Below are 19,343 nucleotides of genomic sequence, written 5' to 3'. Positions count from 1 at the left end.
CCCCGTTGGCGGCGGGGGGCGGCACCACCACTGCGTTCTTCCCGCTCGCGGTGGCGGGGCCGGGGGCGATCGCGTTCGCCCGGTCCGGCATCCCCCAGACCCGCGGCCGCTCCCTGGAAGGGATCGAGGACGGCCTGCGCGCCGCGGGCGGTGCCCCGGAGCGCGGGGGCCTCCGCGGGCGGGGGGAGGACGGCGGCGGGTCCCCCAAGGCAGCGGCACGGTTCCCCGGCCCTCGGCCGCGCCCCGTCCCCGACCCCGCGCGCGGCGCGCCGGATTCGGCCGGATTCGCCCGGACCAGCCGGGCCTGCGCACATAGGATGACCGGGTCCGCGCAGGAAGGGGCCGAATGCGTTCGATCAGGGGCAACCCGTGGGCCGTCCTCGCCGCCCTGTGCCTGGGGTTCTTCATGACCCTGCTGGACCTGACGATCGTCAACATCGCGATCCCGGACATGATCCGGCGCCTGGGCGCGGCCGCCGACGAGGTCCTGTGGGTGGTCAACGTCTACACCCTCGCCCTGGCGGTCCTGATCATCACCGCCGGGCGGCTGGGCGACCTCTACGGCCAGCGCCGCCTCTTCCTGGTCGGGGTCGCCGCGTTCACCTCCGCCTCGGTGCTGTGCGGGCTGGCCCCCGGCGCCGGATGGCTGATCGCCGCCCGCGCGGTGCAGGGGGTCGGCGCGGCGGTGATGATGCCCCAGACCATGGCCCTGCTGGTGCGGGTCTTCCCGCCGGAGCGGCGCGGCACCGCCATGGGCGTGTGGGGCGCGGTGGCGGGCCTGGCCACGGTCGCCGGGCCGACGCTGGGCGGGCTGCTGGTGACCGCCTTCGACTGGCGGTTCATCTTCTTCGTCAACATCCCCTTCGGTGCGGTCGCCCTGGTGCTGGGGGCGGTGCTCATCCCGCCCGACCCCGAGCCCGAGCGCCGCCCGAGGTTCGACCCCGCCGGGGTGGCGCTGGCCACCGGCGCCCTCGGGCTGCTCGCCTTCGCCCTGGTCGAGGGGGAGCGCTTCGGCTGGGGGACGGTCTACGGGCCGATCAGCATCCCGCTGCTGTTCGCCCTGAGCGCCGTGCTGTTCGCCGCCCTGATCGCGCAGCAGCGCGCACGGCAGGGCCGCGACCCGCTGGTGCCGTTCGGGCTGTTCGCCGACCGCAACTTCAGCCTGATGAGCCTCAACGCCGCCCTGGTGTCGGTGACGATGATCGGGCACTCCCTGCTGTTCACCATCTACCTGCAGTCGGCCCTGGGGATGACCGCGCTGGCGGCGGGGCTGACGATGGCGCCCATGTCGGTGCTGTCCATGGTGGCCGCGCCGGTGGTGGGCCGGTGGGTCGACCGGCTGGGCGGCAAGTACCTGCTGATGGGCGGGTTCGCACTGTTCTGCGGCGGGCTGGGGTGGCTGCTGCTGGGCGCCCGGCCGGACTCGCGGTGGTGGGAGTTCGCGCTGCCGCTGACCCTGATGGGACTGGCGGTGGCCTCGGTGTTCGGGCCGATGAACGCGCTGGCCATGTACCGGGTCGATCCGCGCATGGCCGGGGCCGCCTCGGGGGTGCTCAACACCCTGAGGCAGCTCGGGTCGGTGCTGGGCGGCGCCGTTGTGGGGGCGCTGATGCAGGCGTCGCTGGCGGCGAACACGGTGCGCGAGGCGCGCACGGCCGCCGACGCGCTGCCGCCGGAGCACCGCGAAGCGTTCATCACGGCGGTCGAGCCCGAGCACGGCGCCGGGGTGGAGCTGGGCGGCCCGGCACCGCCGACGCCGCCCGAGGGCATGTCCGGGGCGGCGGCCGACCGCATGGCCGAGCTGGCCGGGCAGGTCTTCTCGCACGCCTTCACCGACACCTTCCGCGAGGTCGGCTGGGTGGCGGTGGGGGCGATGGCCGCCGGGCTGGTGGCCACCGCCTTCTCCCGCAACATGCGCGGGCCGCAGGGCAGGCCCTCCCCCGCGGCGGCGCGGCGGCCGTCACAGGACTGAGCCCTCGTCGGCCCCGGCAGGGCGCCCCGCTCGCACGGAACGGGCGGGGCGCCCCGGGTCGGCGTCCTGTTCGCGGTGTCCGGCCCCCGGTCAGGCGCGGGCGGGGTCCACCAGCGCGGAGACGTCCGCGGGCGGGGCCTCCTCGTAGGGGAAGTGGGTCGCGCCGAGGGCGGGCTCCAGGTCGAAGAGCCAGGCCGCCTTCTCGTCGTACTTGGCGAAGAACGGCTTGCCCACCAGCTCCGGGTCGCGCGCCTGGATGAAGTGGAGCATGAACACCTTCTCACCGGCGATCTCGGTGACGCCGTCCACGCACACCTTGCCCGGTGTGGCCGACATCGACGGGCCGCGCACGGTGCGGGCCAGCCCCGAGACGTTCTTGTAGGCGTCCCGGAAGATGTCGTAGGCGCGGGCCAGCGGCACCGCGAAGTAGTCCTGCGGGCCGGTGTCGCGCTCGACGAACATGTAGTAGGGCACCATGCCCATCCGGAGCTGGGTGCGCCACATGTGCTCCCAGACCTTCGGGTCGTCGTTGATCGTGCGGATCAGCGGCGCCTGGGTGCGGATGATCGCGCCGGTGGAGCGGATCCGCCGCACGGCCTCCTGCACCAGCTCGGGTTCGAGCTCCTTGGGGTGGCTGAAGTGGGCCATGAAGGCCAGGTTCTTCCCGGACGCCTCGACCTTCTCGAACAGCCGCAGCGTGTCGTCGGCGTCCGGGTCGGTGACGAACCGCTGCGGCCAGTAGGCCAGCGCCTTGGTCCCGATCCGGATGGACTCCAGGGTCTCGACCTCCAGCAGCGGCTCGATGTACTTGGAGATCACCCCCTCGCCCATGATCATCGGGTCGCCACCGGTGAAGAGGACACTGGTGACCTGCGGGTTCTCCTTGAGGTAGCGGACCAGGTGGTCCACCTCCCCGGAGGCGAACTTCAGGTCGGGCTCGCCCACGAACTGCGCCCACCGGAAGCAGTAGGTGCAGTAGGCGTGGCAGGTCTGCCCCTGCTTGGGGAAGAACAGCACCGTCTCGCGGTACTTGTGCTGCATCCCCTCCAGCGGGTCCTGCCCGTCGACCTTGGGCACGTTGAGATCCATCTGGCCGGCGGGGTGCGGGTTGAGTTTGGCCCGCACCTCGTTGGCGGCCGCGTTGATCTCCTTCCTCGGCGCGTCCTGGCGCAGAAGATCGGCCATCCGGGCCACGTCCTCGGCGGGCAGCATGTCCGCCTGCGGGAAGACGAGCCGGTAGATCGGATCGTCGGGGGCGGCGTCCCAGTCGATCAGCTCGTCGATGACGTAGCTGTTCACCCGGAACGGCAGCACCGTGGCGACGGCGCGAACGGCGAGCCGCTCGTCCTCGCCGAGGCCGGCCCGCGCCGTCAACTCGTCCAGGTGCTTCGAGGTGTAGGCACGGAAGCGACGTCCCGCGGACGGGGACATAGCCGCGTCTTGCGTCAAGCTCACGCGTCTCCCTTCAGGGTGCGGCAGGCGCCCCGCGGTCGGCAGGGCAGGCCTGATCCGGACGCCCCCGGCAGAGCGGGGGCGCCCGGCGAGATCTCATATCGGTTGTCGGGCCCGGAGTGGTCACCCTCCTGACCAGCGGTCCGATATACCCGATCTTCGCTGATTCTTACCCACTTTCCACAAATCCCCTCCTGACCTCGGACGACCGGGGGCGCCCCGCGCGCCCGGAGCCCCCGAGGCATACGCTTGCCCCGGGGGCGGGCACACCCCCCACCACGTGCGAGAAGACGTCGGACCGGGGCACGGCGGGCGACCGCCGAACCCCGGCGGAGCAGTGAGGATCCACACGTGAACCAAGCCGGACCCGCGGGGACGGCCGGGCCGCCGCGCGGCGGCCCCGTCATCGCCCTGGACGCCATGGGCGGCGACCACGGCCCCGCCGAGGCGGTGGCCGGTGCGGTGGCCGCGGTGCGCGAGCACGGGATGCGGGTCGTGCTCGTGGGGCGGCTCGCCGAGCTCACCGGCCTGCTGGCCGAGCACGGCGCGGCCGGGGAGGTGCCGGTGGTGCACGCCGAGGACACCCTGGCGATGAACGAGGGGGCGCTGGCGAGCTGGCGGCGCCCCCGCTCCAGCGTCGCGGTGGCGTGCAAGCTGATCCGGCAGGGGGACGCGTCGGCGCTGGTGTCGGCCGGGTCGACCGGGGGCGTGGTGGCCACGTCCACGGTGCGGCTGCGGACCCAGCCGGGGGTGCTGCGGGCGGCGCTGGCGGTCGTGCTGCCGACGCGGCCCCACCCCACGGTGCTGCTGGACGCGGGGGCCAACGCCGACGCCAAGCCGGAGATGCTGGTGCAGTTCGCGCACCTGGGCGCCGCCTACGCGCACACGGCGCACGGGGTGGCCGAGCCGCGCGTGGGCATGCTGACCATCGGCGCCGAGCCGGGCAAGGGCAACCGGTTGGCGCGCAAGAGCTCCGAGCTGCTGGCCGCGACGGCCACCGAGCCGCCACGGCTGGACTACCGGGGGCACATCGAGGGCCACGAGCTGCTCTCCGGAGAGGTGGACGTGGTGGTGACCGACGGCTTCACCGGGAACGTGGCGCTGAAGACCGTCGAGGGGACGGTGCGCTTCGCCTTCGATGCGGTGCACGACGCGCTGACCTCCACCCGCCGCGCCCGGGCGGGGGCGCTGCTCCAGCGCAAGGCCCTGCGGGGGCTGCGGGAGAGCCTGGACAGCGAGAGCACCGGAGGGGCGGTGCTGCTGGGCTTGAACGGGACGGTGGTGATCGCCCACGGGGCGAGCCGCGCCCGGGGCATCGAACGGGCGTGCATGCTCGCGGCGGACCTGGCCGCGGGCAGGATCGTGGACCAGATCAGGCGCCGGGTGACCCCACCGGGCCGCAGCACGGGATGGCTGCACCGGCTGGGCCACCCCGACGACCACTGAGCGGAGACGTTCGAGCGAGGGTGTCTGACCAGGGGGGCTCAGTCGGGACGTCGGCGACCCGTGCGGCGGCGTCGTTCGATGGCACGGAGTGTTCATGGTCGGTGTGGTTCGGCGGCGACGGAGTGAGCGGGGCGGCTCCCGGGCCGCGCCTGCCGTCCGCCCGGCCCCTCGCGGTCCGGGTAGGCGGCTGGGCAGGTACCCCGCTCACGGGCCCCGGCCGGGCGGCGGGCCACCGGAGCGTCAGGGAGAAGGCACCGACGACGAAGGGCAGCGGCCCTCGCGGCAGCGTCATCGGGCGGCGGGCGTGCGGGTGGTCGTTGTCATGGGCGGCGACAGTGGTGGGCAGGGATGCCCGGGCCCGGTCGGTTCCCGTGCCCGGGGCCGCGGCGTGGTGCGCCGGGTCCGAGGAGCGTGCAGCTTCGGGTTCCGCGGCCGGTCCGGAGGCGCTGGGGGAGATGGTTCCACCACCCGATCCGCTCTGGAGTGACCTTTTCGCCACGCTCGATGCCCGAACGGCCGAACCCGTGCGCGATTTTCCCGGATCGGACCCACACAACGGCCCCGCGCACTCCGTGCGGTCGGCGGCGCCGTCGCGAGGGCCGGTCGGCCTTCCTCGCCGCCTGCCACTTCACACTCCGGCGGCCCGCCGTCCGGCCTGGGCCCACGAGCCTGGCACCAGCCGTTCCGCCCGATGTCCCCCGTGGGCGGGCCCTTCCACGACCGGACGAGGCGGGACTCCTGAGGCGGGGTGGCACCGCAGCCCCCTTAGCATCGGCCGCATGGTCGCCTCCGCCTCCCCGCGCCCCCCTCGCGTCGGTCGCCGGTACTCCCCCGCGCGCCTGGCCGGGGTGGTCGCCGCGCTCCTCCTCGCACTCGCCGTGACCGCGTTCGCCGCCGTCTCCGCCGTGCGGGCGCACACCCCCTCACCACTGGAGCGCGCCCCCGAGGCCGTCGCCGCCGACGCCGCCCCACGGCTCGCATTCCTGCGCTCCGCCCTCCACAGCGGCGCAGGCGGGGACATGCAGGCGCTCTTCCCCGAGGGGTACTTCTTCACCCACGTCCTCTACGGCCTCGCCCAGGCCAACACCGGCACCCTCGACCCCGACCGCCGCGACACCTCCCTGCGCGAGGCCCGGTGGGCGCTGGACCGCCTCGACTCCCCCGAGGGCGCCGCCCCCTTCCCCGCCGACGCCGACCCCGCCCACGGCGTCTTCCACGCGGGCTGGAGCACCTACCTGCGGGTCCGCATCGTCGAACTCGCCGGGGGCCCAGACGCCGCCCCCGCCGAGGCCGCCCGCCTGGAGGAGGACACCGCCGAACTCCGCGACGCCTTCGCCGCCTCCCTCGACCGGGGCACCCCCTTCCTGGAGGCCTACCCCGGCCAGGCCTGGCCGGTGGACAGCGTGGTCGCCGCGGCCGCCCTCGCCCGGGACGCCCGGGTGCGCGGGACCGGCGACCACGACGCCGTCCTCGCCGCCTGGCAGGACGCCGCGGCCGACCGCACCGACCCGGCCACCGGCCTCCTCCCGCACCGGGTCGACGCCGCCACCGGCGCCCCCGCCGAGGTCGCCCGGGGCAGCTCGCAGGCGATGCTGCTGCGCTTCCTGCCCGACATCGACCCGGTGTGGGCCGCCCGCGACCGCGCCGCGTTCCAGGAGGAGTTCGCCTCCCCCTACGGCCCGCTGCCCGGCGTGCGCGAGTACCCCCGCGGCGACGACTCCCCCGGCGACGTCGACTCTGGACCGCTCATCCTGGGCCTGTCGGCGTCGGCCAGCACGGTCGCCCTCGGCAACACCGTGGTCTACGGCGACACCGCCGCGGCCGCCGCGCTCACCGGCTTCGCCGAGGCNGCGGGGCCTGCCGGTCGGGCTCGGCGGCGAGCGCCGCTACCTCGGCGGCGCCGTCCCGGTCGGCGACGCGTTCCTGGTGTGGTCCCTCACGGCCGGAGGCGAACACCCCCGCCCCGTCCCGCCACCGGACGGCGCCTCGCCCTCCGCCCACGCTCCCCCGTCCTGGTGGCGGGCGCCCTGGTACGCCGCCGTCGGGCTGGCCACCGCCGCCGCGTGGTGGGCCCTCTGGCGCACCGCCCGCGCCCCGTCGCGCCCCGACGAGGCCCCCATCTCCCGCCCCTGAGCACGTCTGTGCAGGTCAGGCCATCCAGGTGAGTGCTGTCGGTAGGCTTTACCCATGGCCGACCCGCAAGAGATCCTCGCGCAACGGGTCCAGTCCGCCCTCGGTGCCGCCTTCGGCCCCGAGTACGCCGACGCCGACCCCGTCATCCGCCCGTCCCAGTTCGCCGACTACCAGGCCAACGCCGCGCTCGCGCTGGCCAAGCGTCTGGGGCGAAAGCCGCGAGAGGTCGCGGCGCAGATCGTCGAGCACTTGGACGCCGACGACCTGTGCCGCGAGGTCGAGATCAGCGGCCCCGGCTTCGTGAACCTGACCCTGCGCGACGACTGGATCGCCGCGCAGGCCCGCGCCCTGCTCGACGACGCGCGCCTGGGCACGCCGCTGCAGCGGCGGCAGAACATCCCGATCGACTACTCCGCGCCCAACGTCGCCAAGGAGATGCACGTCGGGCACCTGCGCACGACCGTGGTCGGCGACGCCCTGGCCCGCACCCTGGAGTTCCTCGGGCACAACGTCATCCGGCAGAACCATGTCGGCGACTGGGGCACCCCGTTCGGCATGCTCATCGAGCACCTGCTCGACGTGGGCGACACCTCCGCCGAGGCCGAACTGCTCAAGAGCGACCCGAACGCCTTCTACCAGGCCGCCAAGGCCAAGTTCGACGGCTCCGAGGAGTTCGCCGAGCGCGCCCGCAAGCGGGTGGTGTCCCTGCAGGCCGGGGACGAGGGCACGCTGGAGATCTGGCGCGAGCTCATCGAGCTGTCCAAGGCCTACTTCAACCGGGTCTACTCGACCCTGGAGGTCACCCTCACCGACGGCGACCTGGCCGGCGAGAGCATGTACAACGACATGCTCGAAGGCGTGTGCCAGGAGCTGGAGGACCAGGGGCTGGCGGTGATGAGCGAGGGCGCGCTGTGCGTCTTCCTCGACGGCTACACCGGCCGCGAGGGCAAGCCGGTTCCGCTGATCATCCGCAAGAGCGACGGCGGCTACGGCTACGCCACCACCGACCTGGCCACCATCCGCTACCGCGCCCGGGAGCTGGAGGCCGACCGCGTGCTCTACGTCGTCGGGGCCCCGCAGAACCTGCACTTCCGGATGGTGTGGGAGACCGCCCGCAAGGCCGGGTGGGTGCCGGAGGGCACCGAGCCGGTCCACGTGCAGATCGGCAACGTGCTCGGGTCCGACGGCAAGATCCTGCGCACCCGGAGCGGCAAGCCGATCCGGCTGATGGAGCTGCTCGACGAGGCGGTGCAGCGCGCCTCGGCGGTGGTCGAGGAGAACCGCCCCGACCTGGACGCCGGGACCCGCGCGCACATCGCCCGCGAGGTGGGCATCGGCGCGGTCAAGTACGCCGACCTGTCGGTGTCGCACGACACCGAGTACGTCTTCGACTTCGACCGGATGCTGGCGCTCACCGGCAACACCGGCCCCTACCTGCAGTACGCCCAGGCGCGCCTGCGGTCCATCTTCCGCAAGGGCGGGGTGGCACCGGAGGAGGCCGCCGCCGGGGCGATCAGCATCGGCGAGAAGGCCGAGCGCGACCTGGCGCTGCGCCTGCTGGGCTTCGGCCCGACCGTGGCGCTGGTCGGCGACAGCCTGGAGCCGCACCGGCTGTGCGGGTACCTGTTCGACCTGGCGCAGGAGCTGACGACGTTCTACGAGCACTGCCCGGTGCTGACCGCCGACTCCGAGGAGCGGCGCGCATCCCGGCTGGCACTGTGCGCGGCGGCGCTGCGCATCCTCGTCCAGGGCCTCGACCTGCTGGGCGTCCGCGCACCGGAGCAGATGTAGCCGCCCCCGCGTCGATCTCGGGGAAGCCGGCCCGTACCGGCCGGCTTCCCCGAGATCACCCCTGGATGGCCACATATCGGTACCGATGTATCACTATCTGGAACAGTTTCCGTCGAGCCCCACCCCGGAGGACGCCCGAACCACCGGGTATCCCAGACTCCCGGCCCAGGCGTCCGGTTCACCCGGTTCCCCGGGCGCCGGGGCGCCTCCCGCGCCCTGTTCGACGGCCCGGGCAGCCCGACGGACGGTGCGGACCTGCGTTCATCGCGATATGTGAACGCGATTCGGCGCCAAAAGGCCCCTAAACGGAACACCCGGGCCGATTGCCGGGCCCGGCATCACCGTGTGTAGCCGATATCGGCCCCGCGTGGCCTCCGGAAGCCCGGCGGAGACGCCCGGGCGACCCCGCGTCCACCCCCACACCCGATCCGGACACCCCAATCGGGCAGGAACAGGGCATTCCGTTCCGAGAACCTGTTCTGGAATCGCGGTCTTCGTCACCTCGGGGCCGCCGGGGACGCCGCTGGGCGCGCTCCCCGCCTCCACCCGCACCTAACGCGGAGTATTTACCCAGGTCACGACCCCGTAGAATCTCGCCGTGCAGGCCCCGCGGCCTCCCCGGGCGCCGAAAACCACGAACCCCGGTGCCGCGCCGCCCTCCCGGACCACGAGATACCCGCCGGACGGCAAGCAAGGCCGGGGAACCGCCCCGCACCCGCCGTCGCCGCCCACCACAGCGACCACGCACACGCCCGACGGCCGACAACGCTCCGGCAAAAGCCGCCGCCCCTTGTCGGCGCCGCCTCCGGCGAAGGCCCGTTGTCAGTAGACGTACGGCGCGGCGTTCGACTCTCCGGGATCCGGCGAGCCCGTCGGCTGGGGGTCGGGGGACGGTTCCGGCTCGGTGGGTTCGGGGTCGGGCGGCTCCGGGTCCGAGGTGGGCCGACCGGGCTGCCCGGTCGGCGGACCCGGCTCCCGCGTCGGGCGCTGGGACCGGTCACCGCCCCGGTCCGGAGCGGCCCCGCCACCGGCCGAGTCCGGGCGCCCGGAGTCCGGCGCCGCGGGCGCGTTCCCGGACTCGGCGCCTTCCGCCACCCCGGTCCGCGCCTCGGACGATGCCTCCGGGCGGTCGGCGCCGCCGGTTCCGGACGGCCCCCCGCCACCGGTGGTCTCCGTGTCGGGCATGCCGGTAGGGGCCGGAGGGTCGTCCACACCGATCTCCGGCTGGGCCTTGGACAGCCCGGCCCCCACCGCGGTGATGGCGCCGACGGCCAGCACGGCGGTCACCGCGCCCGCGGCGACCTTCCGGTTGCGCGACCGGCGCCGCTCGACCCTGCGGCGCTCGGACCGGGACATCTGCGCATCGCCGTCCCAGGCGTCCTGCGGTCCGGTGTCGCCGACCCCGTCCCACGCCTGCGGCGGATCCGAGCCGTCGGCGGAAGGTGCGGCGTCGAGTCCGCCCTCGTGAAGGGGAGGCAGGAGGCCCGTGGCCGGGGCGGCGGCATCGAACGCGCCGGTCGGAGCGGACCCCGCGTCATCCGCACCGGAACCGCCGACGGCCCAGAGGCTCTCCAACGCGTCGTCAGGAGGGATGTCCGGCTGCGGGGCCGCACCGCGGGCTTCACCTGGCGCAGCGCCGGGGACGGCACGGCGAATACCGCCACCGGGCGGCGTAGGCCTTAAGGCCATCGTCTCCTCAGCCGTCGGAGCCTCGGGGGCACCGCCGTCGGGGCCCGCCGGAGCACCCCGCGGCGCTTCGGCGCGGTGCGCCCCACTCGGCGACGCACCGGGGACCGCACCACGGATCCTCCCAGCGGACGGAGCAGGCGGCGCAGCCCCGAACGCCGTCGTCGCGTCGTCCGTCGGCGCCTCAGCAGAGCCACCGGCCCGATCCGCAGGGGCGCCGCCCTTGGGGGCCGCCGCGGACTCGTGACCGGACTCCTCGGGAGGAACCTCGTAGGAGAAGTCGCCGCCCTGCATCCGACCGGTGACCCCGTGCTCCCGGCCGTGCGCACCATGAGCGCCGTGAGCACCGCGCCCGCCGTGAGCGCCGTTGCCACTGTGCACGCCCTGGGGCTCGATGGGTACGCCCGCCCGCATCCCGTCCGCGGTCGTCGCCGCGGATCCGCCGCCGACAGGGCCGAGCGGAACGTCATAGACGGGGACATCGTAGGCGAAACCGCCGGTGGACGCCCCCGCCGCGCCGCCGCGCGGGCGCTCGCCCGGCGCGGGCACGGAGCCCGACTCAGGTGCAGTCCCCGACGCGGCCGCACCGGCCACACCAGCCGCACCGGGGCCGCCCGACGCTCCAGGGGCTGCGTGCCCACCGCGCGCGCCGCGCCCGTCGCGGGCAGCACGCTCACCGGGCACGGCCTGCTCGCCGTACCCGTCAGGGTCGTCAGGCTCGAATGGCCGTGTGCTGCTGGGGTCTCCGGTCATGGGGATCACGCGCTCCGGGGTGGGGAGGGCCGAACATGTCGGCCCGGGAAGGCGCTGGGGAGGGGTTCCGGAAGGAACTGTAAACAACCGCTCGCACTCCGCGATACCCGGCCCACCCTACCCATCCGCCCCCGCTCTCCCCCATCCCCCGCACCCGCGGACGATCGGGCACGATCCGCCCGCCGGGCGTGTGAGGAATACGACAGGGGCGGACACCAGGGGGAACAGGTGGAAGGAGGGTGAAAGCACACCGACAGCGCCGCCCGGTACCCGTTGGTCGGTGGGCGCGCCCGACACCCGCCGGGTGTGCTGGGCGCCACGCATCCACGGGGTTTAGCCTGGAACCCGGCAAAACGGAGTTAACAGGGGGAATCAGACATGGTGCACGATGCCGGGCCGCCGCCCGATGCGCGGCCGCCGCAGCCCGAGCCGGGGACCTGGTACGTCGACCCCGCCCACTCCTGCATCATCTTCGTCGCGCGCTACCTGGGGTTCGGCCGGGTCCAGGGCACCTTCGGCGACGCCTGGGGGACCGTCGACGTCGCCGAGGACCCACTCGCCTCCAAGGTCGACGTGACCGTGCGCACCGCCAGCCTGAACACCGGCGTGCAGGCCCGCGACGCCCACCTGCGCTCCCCCGACCTGCTCGACACCGACACCCACCCGCGGATGCGCTTCACCTCGACCGCGCTGGAGCCGCGCGGCCGCGGGCGCAACGCCTTCCGGATGTACGGGGACCTGACCCTGCACGGCGCCACCCGGCCCCTGGAGCTGGACTGCCAGTGGGGCGGCCAGGCCCCCGACCTGCAGGACCCCGAAGGCATCCAGGCGCACTTCTTCGCCGCCAACGGCTCGATCGCCCTGTCCGACTTCGGCATCGCCGATGTGGGCCCGACCGCATGGGGCACCCGCGTCATCGGCGACACCGTCGACATCGTGCTGGAGGTCCGGGTCCAGAACGCCGACCCGACCGAGTGGCTCCGCCAGATCGGCCACTTCCAGTAGCCGCACGTGCGGCGGCGCCGCCCTCGCCCGGCCTCCGTCCGACCCCCGCCCGGCGCCGAGCGACCGGATCGGCGCGATCAGGCCGGATGCGGCCACGGCACCACGGGGACACCACGGGGGAGACCACGGCGGAGCGGCGAGGACGAAGACACGGCCGGGCCGAACAGTCGCCGCGAAGGCCCGGCCGAAAACCCTGACCAGAGTCGGCCTCGGGCAATCGCCCCGTCCGGCGGCCGACAATCAGCAACAGGCAGGCCGACAAGCCGGGACCGCGGTGCCGCGGCCCCGACCGCGCCCCGCCTACGACGACGGCCACGCACATCTGCAGGTCCGGCAGATTCCGCAGGTACCGCAGGTACCGCCCCGCCTCAGTGCCTCGCGCTCAGTGCATCGCGGCCCCCGGCGCCCCACCGCCCCGGCACCCACGGCCCTAGCCGGCCAGCAGCGCCTCGATCTCCGCACGACGGGGCATCGACGTGCTGGCGCCCTGCCGCTGCACCGACAGCGCCGCCGCCGCGGCCGCGAACTCCATGCTCTCCTTGGCGTCCCGCCCCTCCGCGCGGGCGACCGCGAACGCGCCGCAGAAGGTGTCCCCGGCCGCCGTCGTGTCCACCGCCTCGACCGGGCGCGAGGGCACGAGCACCGGCTCGCCGCCGCGCTCGCCGTGCAGCGACCCGTCCCCGCCGAGCGTGACCACCGCCTCCGGCACCCGCCGCAGCAGCGCCTCCAGGGCGCGGCGCGGGTCCTGCTCACCGGTGACCGCCGCCGCCTCGTGCTGGTTGGGCACCAGCAGGTCGACCAGGTCCAGCAGCTCGTCGGGCAGCCCCCGGGCCGGGGCCGGGGTGAGCACGGTGCGCCNCCCGCCGCAGCAGCGCCTCCAGGGCGCGGCGCGGGTCCTGCTCACCGGTGACCGCCGCCGCCTCGTGCTGGTTGGGCACCAGCAGGTCGACCAGGTCCAGCAGCTCGTCGGGCAGCTCCCGGGCCGGGGCCGGGGTGAGCACGGTGCGCACCCCCGCCTCGCGGGCGGCGCGGGCCGCGGCGACCACGCCCTCCATCGGAAGCTCCAGCTGCAGCAGCAGGGCGTCGCACCCGGCCAGCACACGCCGCTCGGACTCGGTGATCCCGGTCATCGCGGCGTTGGCGCCGGGGACCACGATGATGGAGTTGGCCCCGTCGCCCTCGACCACGATGTGCGCCACCCCGGACGCACCGGGCACGGTGCGCAGCTCGGAGGCGTCGACCCCCGAGTCCACCAGGGCACTGCGCATCTGCACGCCGAACGGGTCGTCGCCCACGGCACCGAGGAAGGCCGTGTCCCCGCCGGCCCGCGCCGCGGCGATCGCCTGGTTGCCGCCCTTGCCGCCGGGAACCTGGCGGAACTCGGTGCCCGCCACGGTCTCCCCGCTGGCCGGACGCACCGGCACGTAGGCGACCAGGTCCATGTTGATGCTGCCGTACACCGCGATGCGCGGGACGTTTCCGGATGTCGATGTCACGGAGCCGACTCTACCCAGGTCCGACGGGTCGGGACCTCAGCCGACCCCGACCGGCCCCTCGGCCGCTCCCCACCGGACCGTCAGCCGACCCCGACCAGTCCCTCAGTTCCCTCAGTCGGTCTCGACGATGACCGGGGCGTGGTCCGAGGCGCCCTTGCCCTTGCGCTCCTCCCGGTCGATCCGCGCACCCGTCACCCGCCCGGCCAGTTCGGGCGAGGCGAGCACGAAGTCGATCCGCATCCCCTTCTTCTTGGGGAAGGACAGGTTCTGGTAGTCCCAGAACGTGTACACGCCGGGCCCCGGCGTGTAGGCGCGCGCGACGTCGGTGAACCCGGCGTCGTTCAGGGCGGTGAAGGCGGCCCGCTCCTTGTCGGTGACGTGGGTCTTGCCCTCGAAGGCCTCCATGTCCCACACGTCGTCGTCCTGCGGGGCGACGTTGAAGTCCCCGCAGAACGCGATCTGCGCCCGCGGGTCCTCGGCCAGGCGCGCGGCGCCGTCCGCGCGCAGCGCCTCCAGCCAGCGCAGCTTGTAGTCGTAGTGGGGGTCGTCGATCTCCCGCCCGTTGGGCACGTACAGGCTCCACACCCGCACGCCCCCGCACACCGCGGAGATCGCCCGCGCCTCGACCTGCTCCGGGTCGCCCCACCCGGGCTGGCCGGGGAACGAGGTCTGCACGTCGTCCAGGCCGACGCGCGAGGCGATGGCGACGCCGTTCCACTGGGAGAGGCCGTAGTGGGCGACCTCGTATCCGGCCTCGGTGAAGACGCCGCCCGGGAACTGCTCCTCCCGGCACTTGGTCTCCTGGACGGCGACCACGTCGACGTCGCTGCGCTCCAGCCAGGCCGCGACCCTGTCCTTGCGGGCCCTCATGCTGTTGACGTTCCAGGTAGCGATTCGCACGGCGACCAGCCTAGTGCTCCGGGACGACATGGCCGGATGCGGCAGAACGGCGGGGCGGGAGAGTGTCGGGGAGGACAAGGCGCCCCGGCGCTGCCATAGTTCGGGCAGTGGGCGGGTCCGGTGCGGCCGTCCTCCGCACCGGCCCCGCCCGCCCGTCCGGTCCGTGCGCCGCGGGGGCGCACGCCCTCCATCTGTACGACGCACGGTTCCGCCGCCTGGTTCACCGTCGTCCCGCCAGCGCCCGCCCCGCTGCCGCGAACCGCGCCCGCACCCGCGCCCGCTCCACCGCCGCGGCCCGCACCCGCGCCCCTCCCGCCGGACGCCGGAGGCGCCCCGCACCTGCGGCATCATGGGGAGCCGGACCCGAACCCGTGCGGCCCCACCGAGGTAGCGAGCCATGACCGACGACGCCCCCACCCACCGCATCCTCGTCATCGACGACGAGCCGAACATCCGGGACCTCGTCCGGGCGGCGCTGCAGTTCCACGGTTTCGCCGTCGACGCCGCCGANCCCCCCCCCCCCCCCGCCGCGCCCGGCCCGACCTGATCCTGCTGGACGTACTGCTCCCGGACATCAGCGGCTTCGAGGTGTGCCGCAAGCTCCGGGAGGACGGCGACGACGTGCCGGTGATCTACCTGACCGCGCGGGACACCCCCGCCGACACGGTGACCGGGCTGACCCTCGGCGGCGACGACTACGTCACCAAGCCCTTCTCGGTGGAGGCGCTGGTCGCCCGGATCCGCGCCCTGCTCCGCCGCGCCCGCCGCGACCCGGCCGGGGCCGGGGCCGCCGTGCGCGACCACAGCGGCCAACTGCGCTACGCCGACCTGGTGCTGGACGACCGCCAGTGGAGCGTGGAGCGCGCCGGTGTCCCGGTGGAGCTGTCCCCCACCGAGTTCCGGCTCCTGGCCTTCCTGGTGCACAACGCCGGGCAGGTGGTCACCCGGAGCCAGCTCCTGGAGAACGTGTGGGGCTGGGACTACGCCGGGCAGTCGCAGATCGTCGAGACCTACGTCAGCTACCTGCGCCGCAAGCTGGACCCGCTGGGCCCGCCGCTGATCCGCACCCGCCGCGGCGTGGGGTACGTCCTGCAGTCCCCGGACGGCGCCTAGATGGCTCCCGGGCGGCTGCGCTTCCGGCTGCTGGTCGGCCTGGTCGCGGTCACCGCCGCCGGGCTGCTGGTGACGCTCGTGGTCGGGTTCATCACGCTGCGCGGCTACATCACCGACCGGATCGACGACCAGGTGGTGCTGGCCGCCGAGCGGGCCATGGTGCGGCTGGACAACGACACCCCGCCGGTGGGCGTGGAGGCCCCCAGCCCCTCCCCCTACCTGGTGGTGCTGGTGGACCGGTCCTCGGGGCGGGTGAACCAGGTCTACGGCGACCTGGAGCGCGACGACGTGGTGCTGGACCGCCTGGGCGAGGTGCCGCTGCGCGAGCTGCGCCGCCTGTCCCTCTCCCAGGAGGTCTTCGACCTGGACGGCCGGGAGTCCGCCGTGCCGCCCTACCGGGCCACGGTGCGCCAGCGCGGCGAGGCGCTGATGGTCACCGCGGTGCCCACCAACGAGCGCGAGGAGTACTCCTGGAGCCTGGTGCTCACCCAGCTGGTCACCGCGGTGCTGCTGCTGGGCGGCCTGCTGCTGGCCGGGCGCTGGCTGATCGGCCGCGGCCTGGACCCGCTGGACCGCATGGCCACCACCGCCGACCGCATCTCCACCGGCTCGGACCTGTCGGCGCGGATGCCCGTGGCCGAGGGCGGCAGCGAGGTGGGGCGGCTGGCATCGGCGATCAACACCATGCTGGGGCGGCTGGAGCAGGCCTTCGCCGCGCAGCGCGCCTCGGAGGAGCGGGTGCGGGCGTTCGCCGCCGACGCCTCGCACGAGCTGCGCACCCCGCTGACCACCATCCGCGGCTACGCCGAGCTGTGCCGCCAGGGCGCCATCCCCGAGGAGGAGCTGTCCGGGGCGATGCGCCGCATCGAGGGCGAGGCCGAGCGGATGGGCACCCTGGTGGCCGAGCTGCTGGAGCTGGCCCGGCTGGACCGCACCGGTTCGCTGCACCTGGACTCCTGCGACCTGGTGCGGGTGGTCCGCGACATGGTCGAGGACCACCGGGTGGTGCACCCGGAGCGCCCGGTGGAGCTGCACGCCCCGCAGGAGCTGGAGTGCCGGGTCGACGAGGCCCGGTTCCGGCAGGTCGTGGCCAACCTGCTGGCCAACGCGGCCGAGCACACCCCTGAGGGCACACGGTTGGAGGTGCGGCTGGGCACGGCCGGTCCGTACGCGGCGCTGCGGGTGCGCGACTCGGGGCCCGGGATGGGCGCCGAGGACCTGGACCGCGCCTTCGACCGGTTCCACCGGGGCACCCGCTCCCCCGGCGGCGGCAGCGGGCTGGGGCTGTCCATCGTCGCGGCCATCGCCGCGGCGCACGGCGGCGACGCGGGCATCACCTCGGCCCCCGGCGCGGGCACGGAGGTCACGGTGCGCTTTCCGTTCGCACCGGAGCACACGGACGAGGAGCCGAATCGGACGAGGCGCCCGGAGCGGCCGGGGGCGCCGGAGCCCCCGGCGCGCCCGGAGGGGCGCGACCAGGCCCCCTGACGGAGCCGGCCTGGGACCGGGCAGGGGCGTCGGAGACCCGGCGGCGGTTCGACCGGCGGCCGGGCCCCGGGGCGAGGCGTGGTCGGACCTACCCGCGGGTACGGGTGTGATGGAGGCCATACTCCATCCACCGGTGAGGTGATCCCCGAAATGACGACGGTCAACGGCCGCCCCGCGGCGGCCGGTGCTGACGAACGGCAGGCACGGGCGGTCGCAGAGGCCGCACGGGAGACCGAGTGGAGCCTGCCCAGCTTCGGCAAGGAGCTGTACCTGGGCCGGTTCCGGCTCGACCTGATCCACCCCTACCCCCGGCCGGACGCCGCGGCCGAGGAGGAGGGCGAGCGGTTCCTCGCGCGGCTGCGCGACTTCTGCGCCACCATCGACGCCCAGCGCATCGAGCACGAGGAGCGCATCCCCGACGAGGTGGTGCGCGGCCTGAAGGAGCTGGGCGCGCTCGGCATGAAGATCCCCCGCGCCTACGGCGGGCTCGGCCTGGGCCAGGTCCACTACAACCGTGCGCTCACCCTGGTGGGGTCGGTCAGCCCGGCGATCGGCGCACTGCTCTCGGCCCACCAGTCCATCGGGGTGCCCCAGCCCGTGGCGATGTTCGGCACCGAGGAGCAGAAGCAGGCCTTCCTGCCGCGCTGCGCCGCCTCCGACATCAGCGCCTTCCTGCTCACCGAGCCCGACGTGGGCAGCGACCCGGCGCGCCTGCAGGCCACCGCCGTACCCACCGAGGACGGGGAGGCCTACCTGCTCGACGGGGTGAAGCTGTGGACCACCAACGGGGTGGTCGCCGACCTGCTGGTGGTGATGGCCCGGGTGCCCGAGGGCGCGGGGCACCGCGGCGGGATCAGCGCGTTCATCGTCGAGGGCGACTCCCCGGGGATCACCGTCGAGCGGCGCAACCGCTTCATGGGGCTGCGCGGCCTTGAGAACGGCGTCACCCGCTTCCACCGGGTGCGCGTGCCCGCGCGCAACCTCGTGGGCAAGGAGGGCCAGGGCCTCAAGATCGCCCTGTCCACGCTGAACACCGGGCGCCTGTCGCTTCCGGCGATGTGCGTGGGCGCCGGGAAGTGGTGCACGCGCATCGCCCGCGAGTGGGCGCGCGAGCGGGTGCAGTGGGGCCGCCCGGTGGGCCGCCACGAGGAGGTCGCCAAGAAGATCGCGTTCATCACCGCCACCACCTACGCGATGGAGGCCATGCTGGAGATGTCCGGCCAGATGGCCGACGACCGGCGCAAGGACATCCGCATCGAGGCGGCGATCGCCAAGCTGTGGGCGTCCGAGCGGGCCTGGGAGATCGCCGACGAGCTGGTGCAGGTGCGCGGCGGGCGCGGGTACGAGACGGCCGACTCCCTGGCGGCGCGCGGCGAGCGCGGCGTGCCCGCCGAACAGCTGCTGCGGGACCTGCGCATCAACCGCATCTTCGAGGGCTCCACCGAGATCATGCACCTGCTGATCGCCCGGGAGGCCGTGGACGCCCACCTGTCGGTCGCCGGGGACCTGGTGGACCCCTCCGCCGACCCGCAGGCCAAGGCGCGCGCCTTCGCCAAGGCGAGCGGGTTCTACGCCTCCTGGCTGCCGACGCTGGTGGTGGGCCAGGGCCAGCGCCCGGGGTCCTACGCCGACTTCGGCCCGCTGGCGGGCCACCTGCGCTTCGTGGAGCGGGCGGCCCGGCGGATGGCGCGCTCGACCTTCTACGGCATGTCCCGCTGGCAGGGCGGCATGGAGACCCGGCAGGCGTTCCTGGCGCGGATCGTGGACATCGGCGCCGAGCTGTTCGCGATGAGCGCGGCGGTGGTGCGCGCCCGCCACGAGCACGATGCCGACCGGGAGGGCGGCGACGGGCGGGGCACGGCCGGGATGGAGCTGGCCGACGCCTTCTGCCGCCAGTCCCGGCGGCGGGTCGAGCGGCTCTTCGCCGAACTGTGGGACAACTCCGACGACACCGACGGCAAGCTGGCACGGCGGGTGATGGACGACCGCTACACCTGGCTGGAGGAGGGTGTCCTGGACCCGTCGGTGCCCGGCCCGGCGATCGCCCCGTCCACCCCGGGCCCGTCCGAGGCCGAAGACCAGCACCGCAAGATGGGCTGAGCAGGCCG

General features: G+C 74.5%; 9 protein-coding genes and 3 pseudogenes. 7 read left to right on the top strand and 5 right to left on the bottom strand.

Going from position 1 to position 19,343, the window contains the following annotated elements:
* Positions 1-346 precede the first annotated feature (346 nt).
* Entirely contained in the window at positions 347-1,972 is a 1,626-nt protein-coding gene (locus tag D476_RS0104460; RefSeq protein WP_017622773.1) for a DHA2 family efflux MFS transporter permease subunit, read from the top strand.
* Between the two features lie 90 nt (positions 1,973-2,062).
* Here the strand turns inward: D476_RS0104460 and D476_RS0104455 are convergent, their stop codons facing one another.
* The gene (locus tag D476_RS0104455; RefSeq protein WP_017622772.1) at positions 2,063-3,403 is read right to left on the bottom strand and encodes a KamA family radical SAM protein; all 1,341 of its coding nucleotides are present in this window, start codon (positions 3,401-3,403) and stop codon (positions 2,063-2,065) included.
* Positions 3,404-3,775: 372 nt separating this feature from the next.
* On the opposite strand from D476_RS0104455, the gene plsX reads away from it, so the two are divergent.
* Positions 3,776-4,870: a phosphate acyltransferase PlsX gene (gene plsX, locus D476_RS0104450; protein WP_017622771.1), complete on the top strand. Its 1,095-nt coding sequence runs from the start codon at positions 3,776-3,778 to the stop codon at positions 4,868-4,870.
* Positions 4,871-7,057: 2,187 nt separating this feature from the next.
* Positions 7,058-8,794 carry an arginine--tRNA ligase gene (gene argS, locus D476_RS0104440; RefSeq protein ID WP_017622769.1) on the top strand — a complete coding sequence of 579 codons (1,737 nt, stop codon included), beginning with the start codon at positions 7,058-7,060 and terminating at the stop codon, positions 8,792-8,794.
* An 822-nt stretch (positions 8,795-9,616) separates the two neighbouring features.
* On the opposite strand, the gene D476_RS35435 is transcribed toward argS, so the two are convergent.
* Complete coding sequence (locus D476_RS35435; RefSeq protein WP_017622768.1) at positions 9,617-10,369, bottom strand: hypothetical protein; 753 nt, start codon at positions 10,367-10,369, stop codon at positions 9,617-9,619.
* Positions 10,370-11,611: 1,242 nt separating this feature from the next.
* Here D476_RS35435 and D476_RS0104430 point away from each other — a divergent pair.
* Positions 11,612-12,238: a YceI family protein gene (locus tag D476_RS0104430; protein WP_017622767.1), complete on the top strand. Its 627-nt coding sequence runs from the start codon at positions 11,612-11,614 to the stop codon at positions 12,236-12,238.
* A gap of 430 nt (positions 12,239-12,668) precedes the next feature.
* Here D476_RS0104430 and D476_RS38740 read toward each other — a convergent pair.
* From D476_RS38740 to D476_RS0104420, 3 genes and pseudogenes are all read right to left on the bottom strand, one after another.
* Positions 12,669-13,037: pseudogene (locus tag D476_RS38740) on the bottom strand (PfkB family carbohydrate kinase); the annotation flags it as partial.
* A gap of 67 nt (positions 13,038-13,104) precedes the next feature.
* Positions 13,105-13,734 (bottom strand): annotated as a pseudogene (locus D476_RS38735) (PfkB family carbohydrate kinase); the annotation flags it as partial.
* A gap of 111 nt (positions 13,735-13,845) precedes the next feature.
* Positions 13,846-14,634, bottom strand: a complete 789-nt coding sequence (locus D476_RS0104420; RefSeq protein ID WP_192826352.1) for an exodeoxyribonuclease III — start codon at positions 14,632-14,634, stop codon at positions 13,846-13,848.
* 397 nt (positions 14,635-15,031) lie between these two features.
* Here D476_RS0104420 and D476_RS32060 point away from each other — a divergent pair.
* From D476_RS32060 to D476_RS0104405, 3 genes and pseudogenes are all read left to right on the top strand, one after another.
* Positions 15,032-15,747 (top strand): annotated as a pseudogene (locus D476_RS32060) (response regulator transcription factor).
* Entirely contained in the window at positions 15,748-17,235 is a 1,488-nt protein-coding gene (locus tag D476_RS0104410; protein ID WP_017622763.1) for a sensor histidine kinase, read from the top strand.
* Positions 17,236-17,385: 150 nt separating this feature from the next.
* Positions 17,386-19,335, top strand: coding sequence for an acyl-CoA dehydrogenase family protein (locus tag D476_RS0104405; RefSeq protein WP_017622762.1), 1,950 nt, complete (start codon positions 17,386-17,388; stop codon positions 19,333-19,335).
* Positions 19,336-19,343: the final 8 nt, after the last annotated feature.

Origin of the sequence: Nocardiopsis chromatogenes YIM 90109, from assembly GCF_000341185.1 — a bacterium.
GTDB lineage: Bacteria > Actinomycetota > Actinomycetes > Streptosporangiales > Streptosporangiaceae > Nocardiopsis_A > Nocardiopsis_A chromatogenes.
Note: the sequence above shows the minus strand (reverse complement) of the source record. Positions and strands in the feature narration are given on the sequence as shown.

What these genes read in the sequence shown, in the direction of transcription:
- argS (WP_017622769.1), top strand. Translation starts at nt 7,058, where the DNA reads ATGGCCGACCCGCAAGAGATCCTCGCGCAACGGGTCCAGTCCGCCCTC.
- D476_RS0104455 (WP_017622772.1), bottom strand. Translation starts at nt 3,403, where the DNA reads ATGTCCCCGTCCGCGGGACGTCGCTTCCGTGCCTACACCTCGAAGCAC.
- D476_RS0104460 (WP_017622773.1), top strand. Translation starts at nt 347, where the DNA reads ATGCGTTCGATCAGGGGCAACCCGTGGGCCGTCCTCGCCGCCCTGTGC.
- D476_RS0104410 (WP_017622763.1), top strand. Translation starts at nt 15,748, where the DNA reads ATGGCTCCCGGGCGGCTGCGCTTCCGGCTGCTGGTCGGCCTGGTCGCG.
- D476_RS0104430 (WP_017622767.1), top strand. Translation starts at nt 11,612, where the DNA reads ATGGTGCACGATGCCGGGCCGCCGCCCGATGCGCGGCCGCCGCAGCCC.
- D476_RS0104405 (WP_017622762.1), top strand. Translation starts at nt 17,386, where the DNA reads ATGACGACGGTCAACGGCCGCCCCGCGGCGGCCGGTGCTGACGAACGG.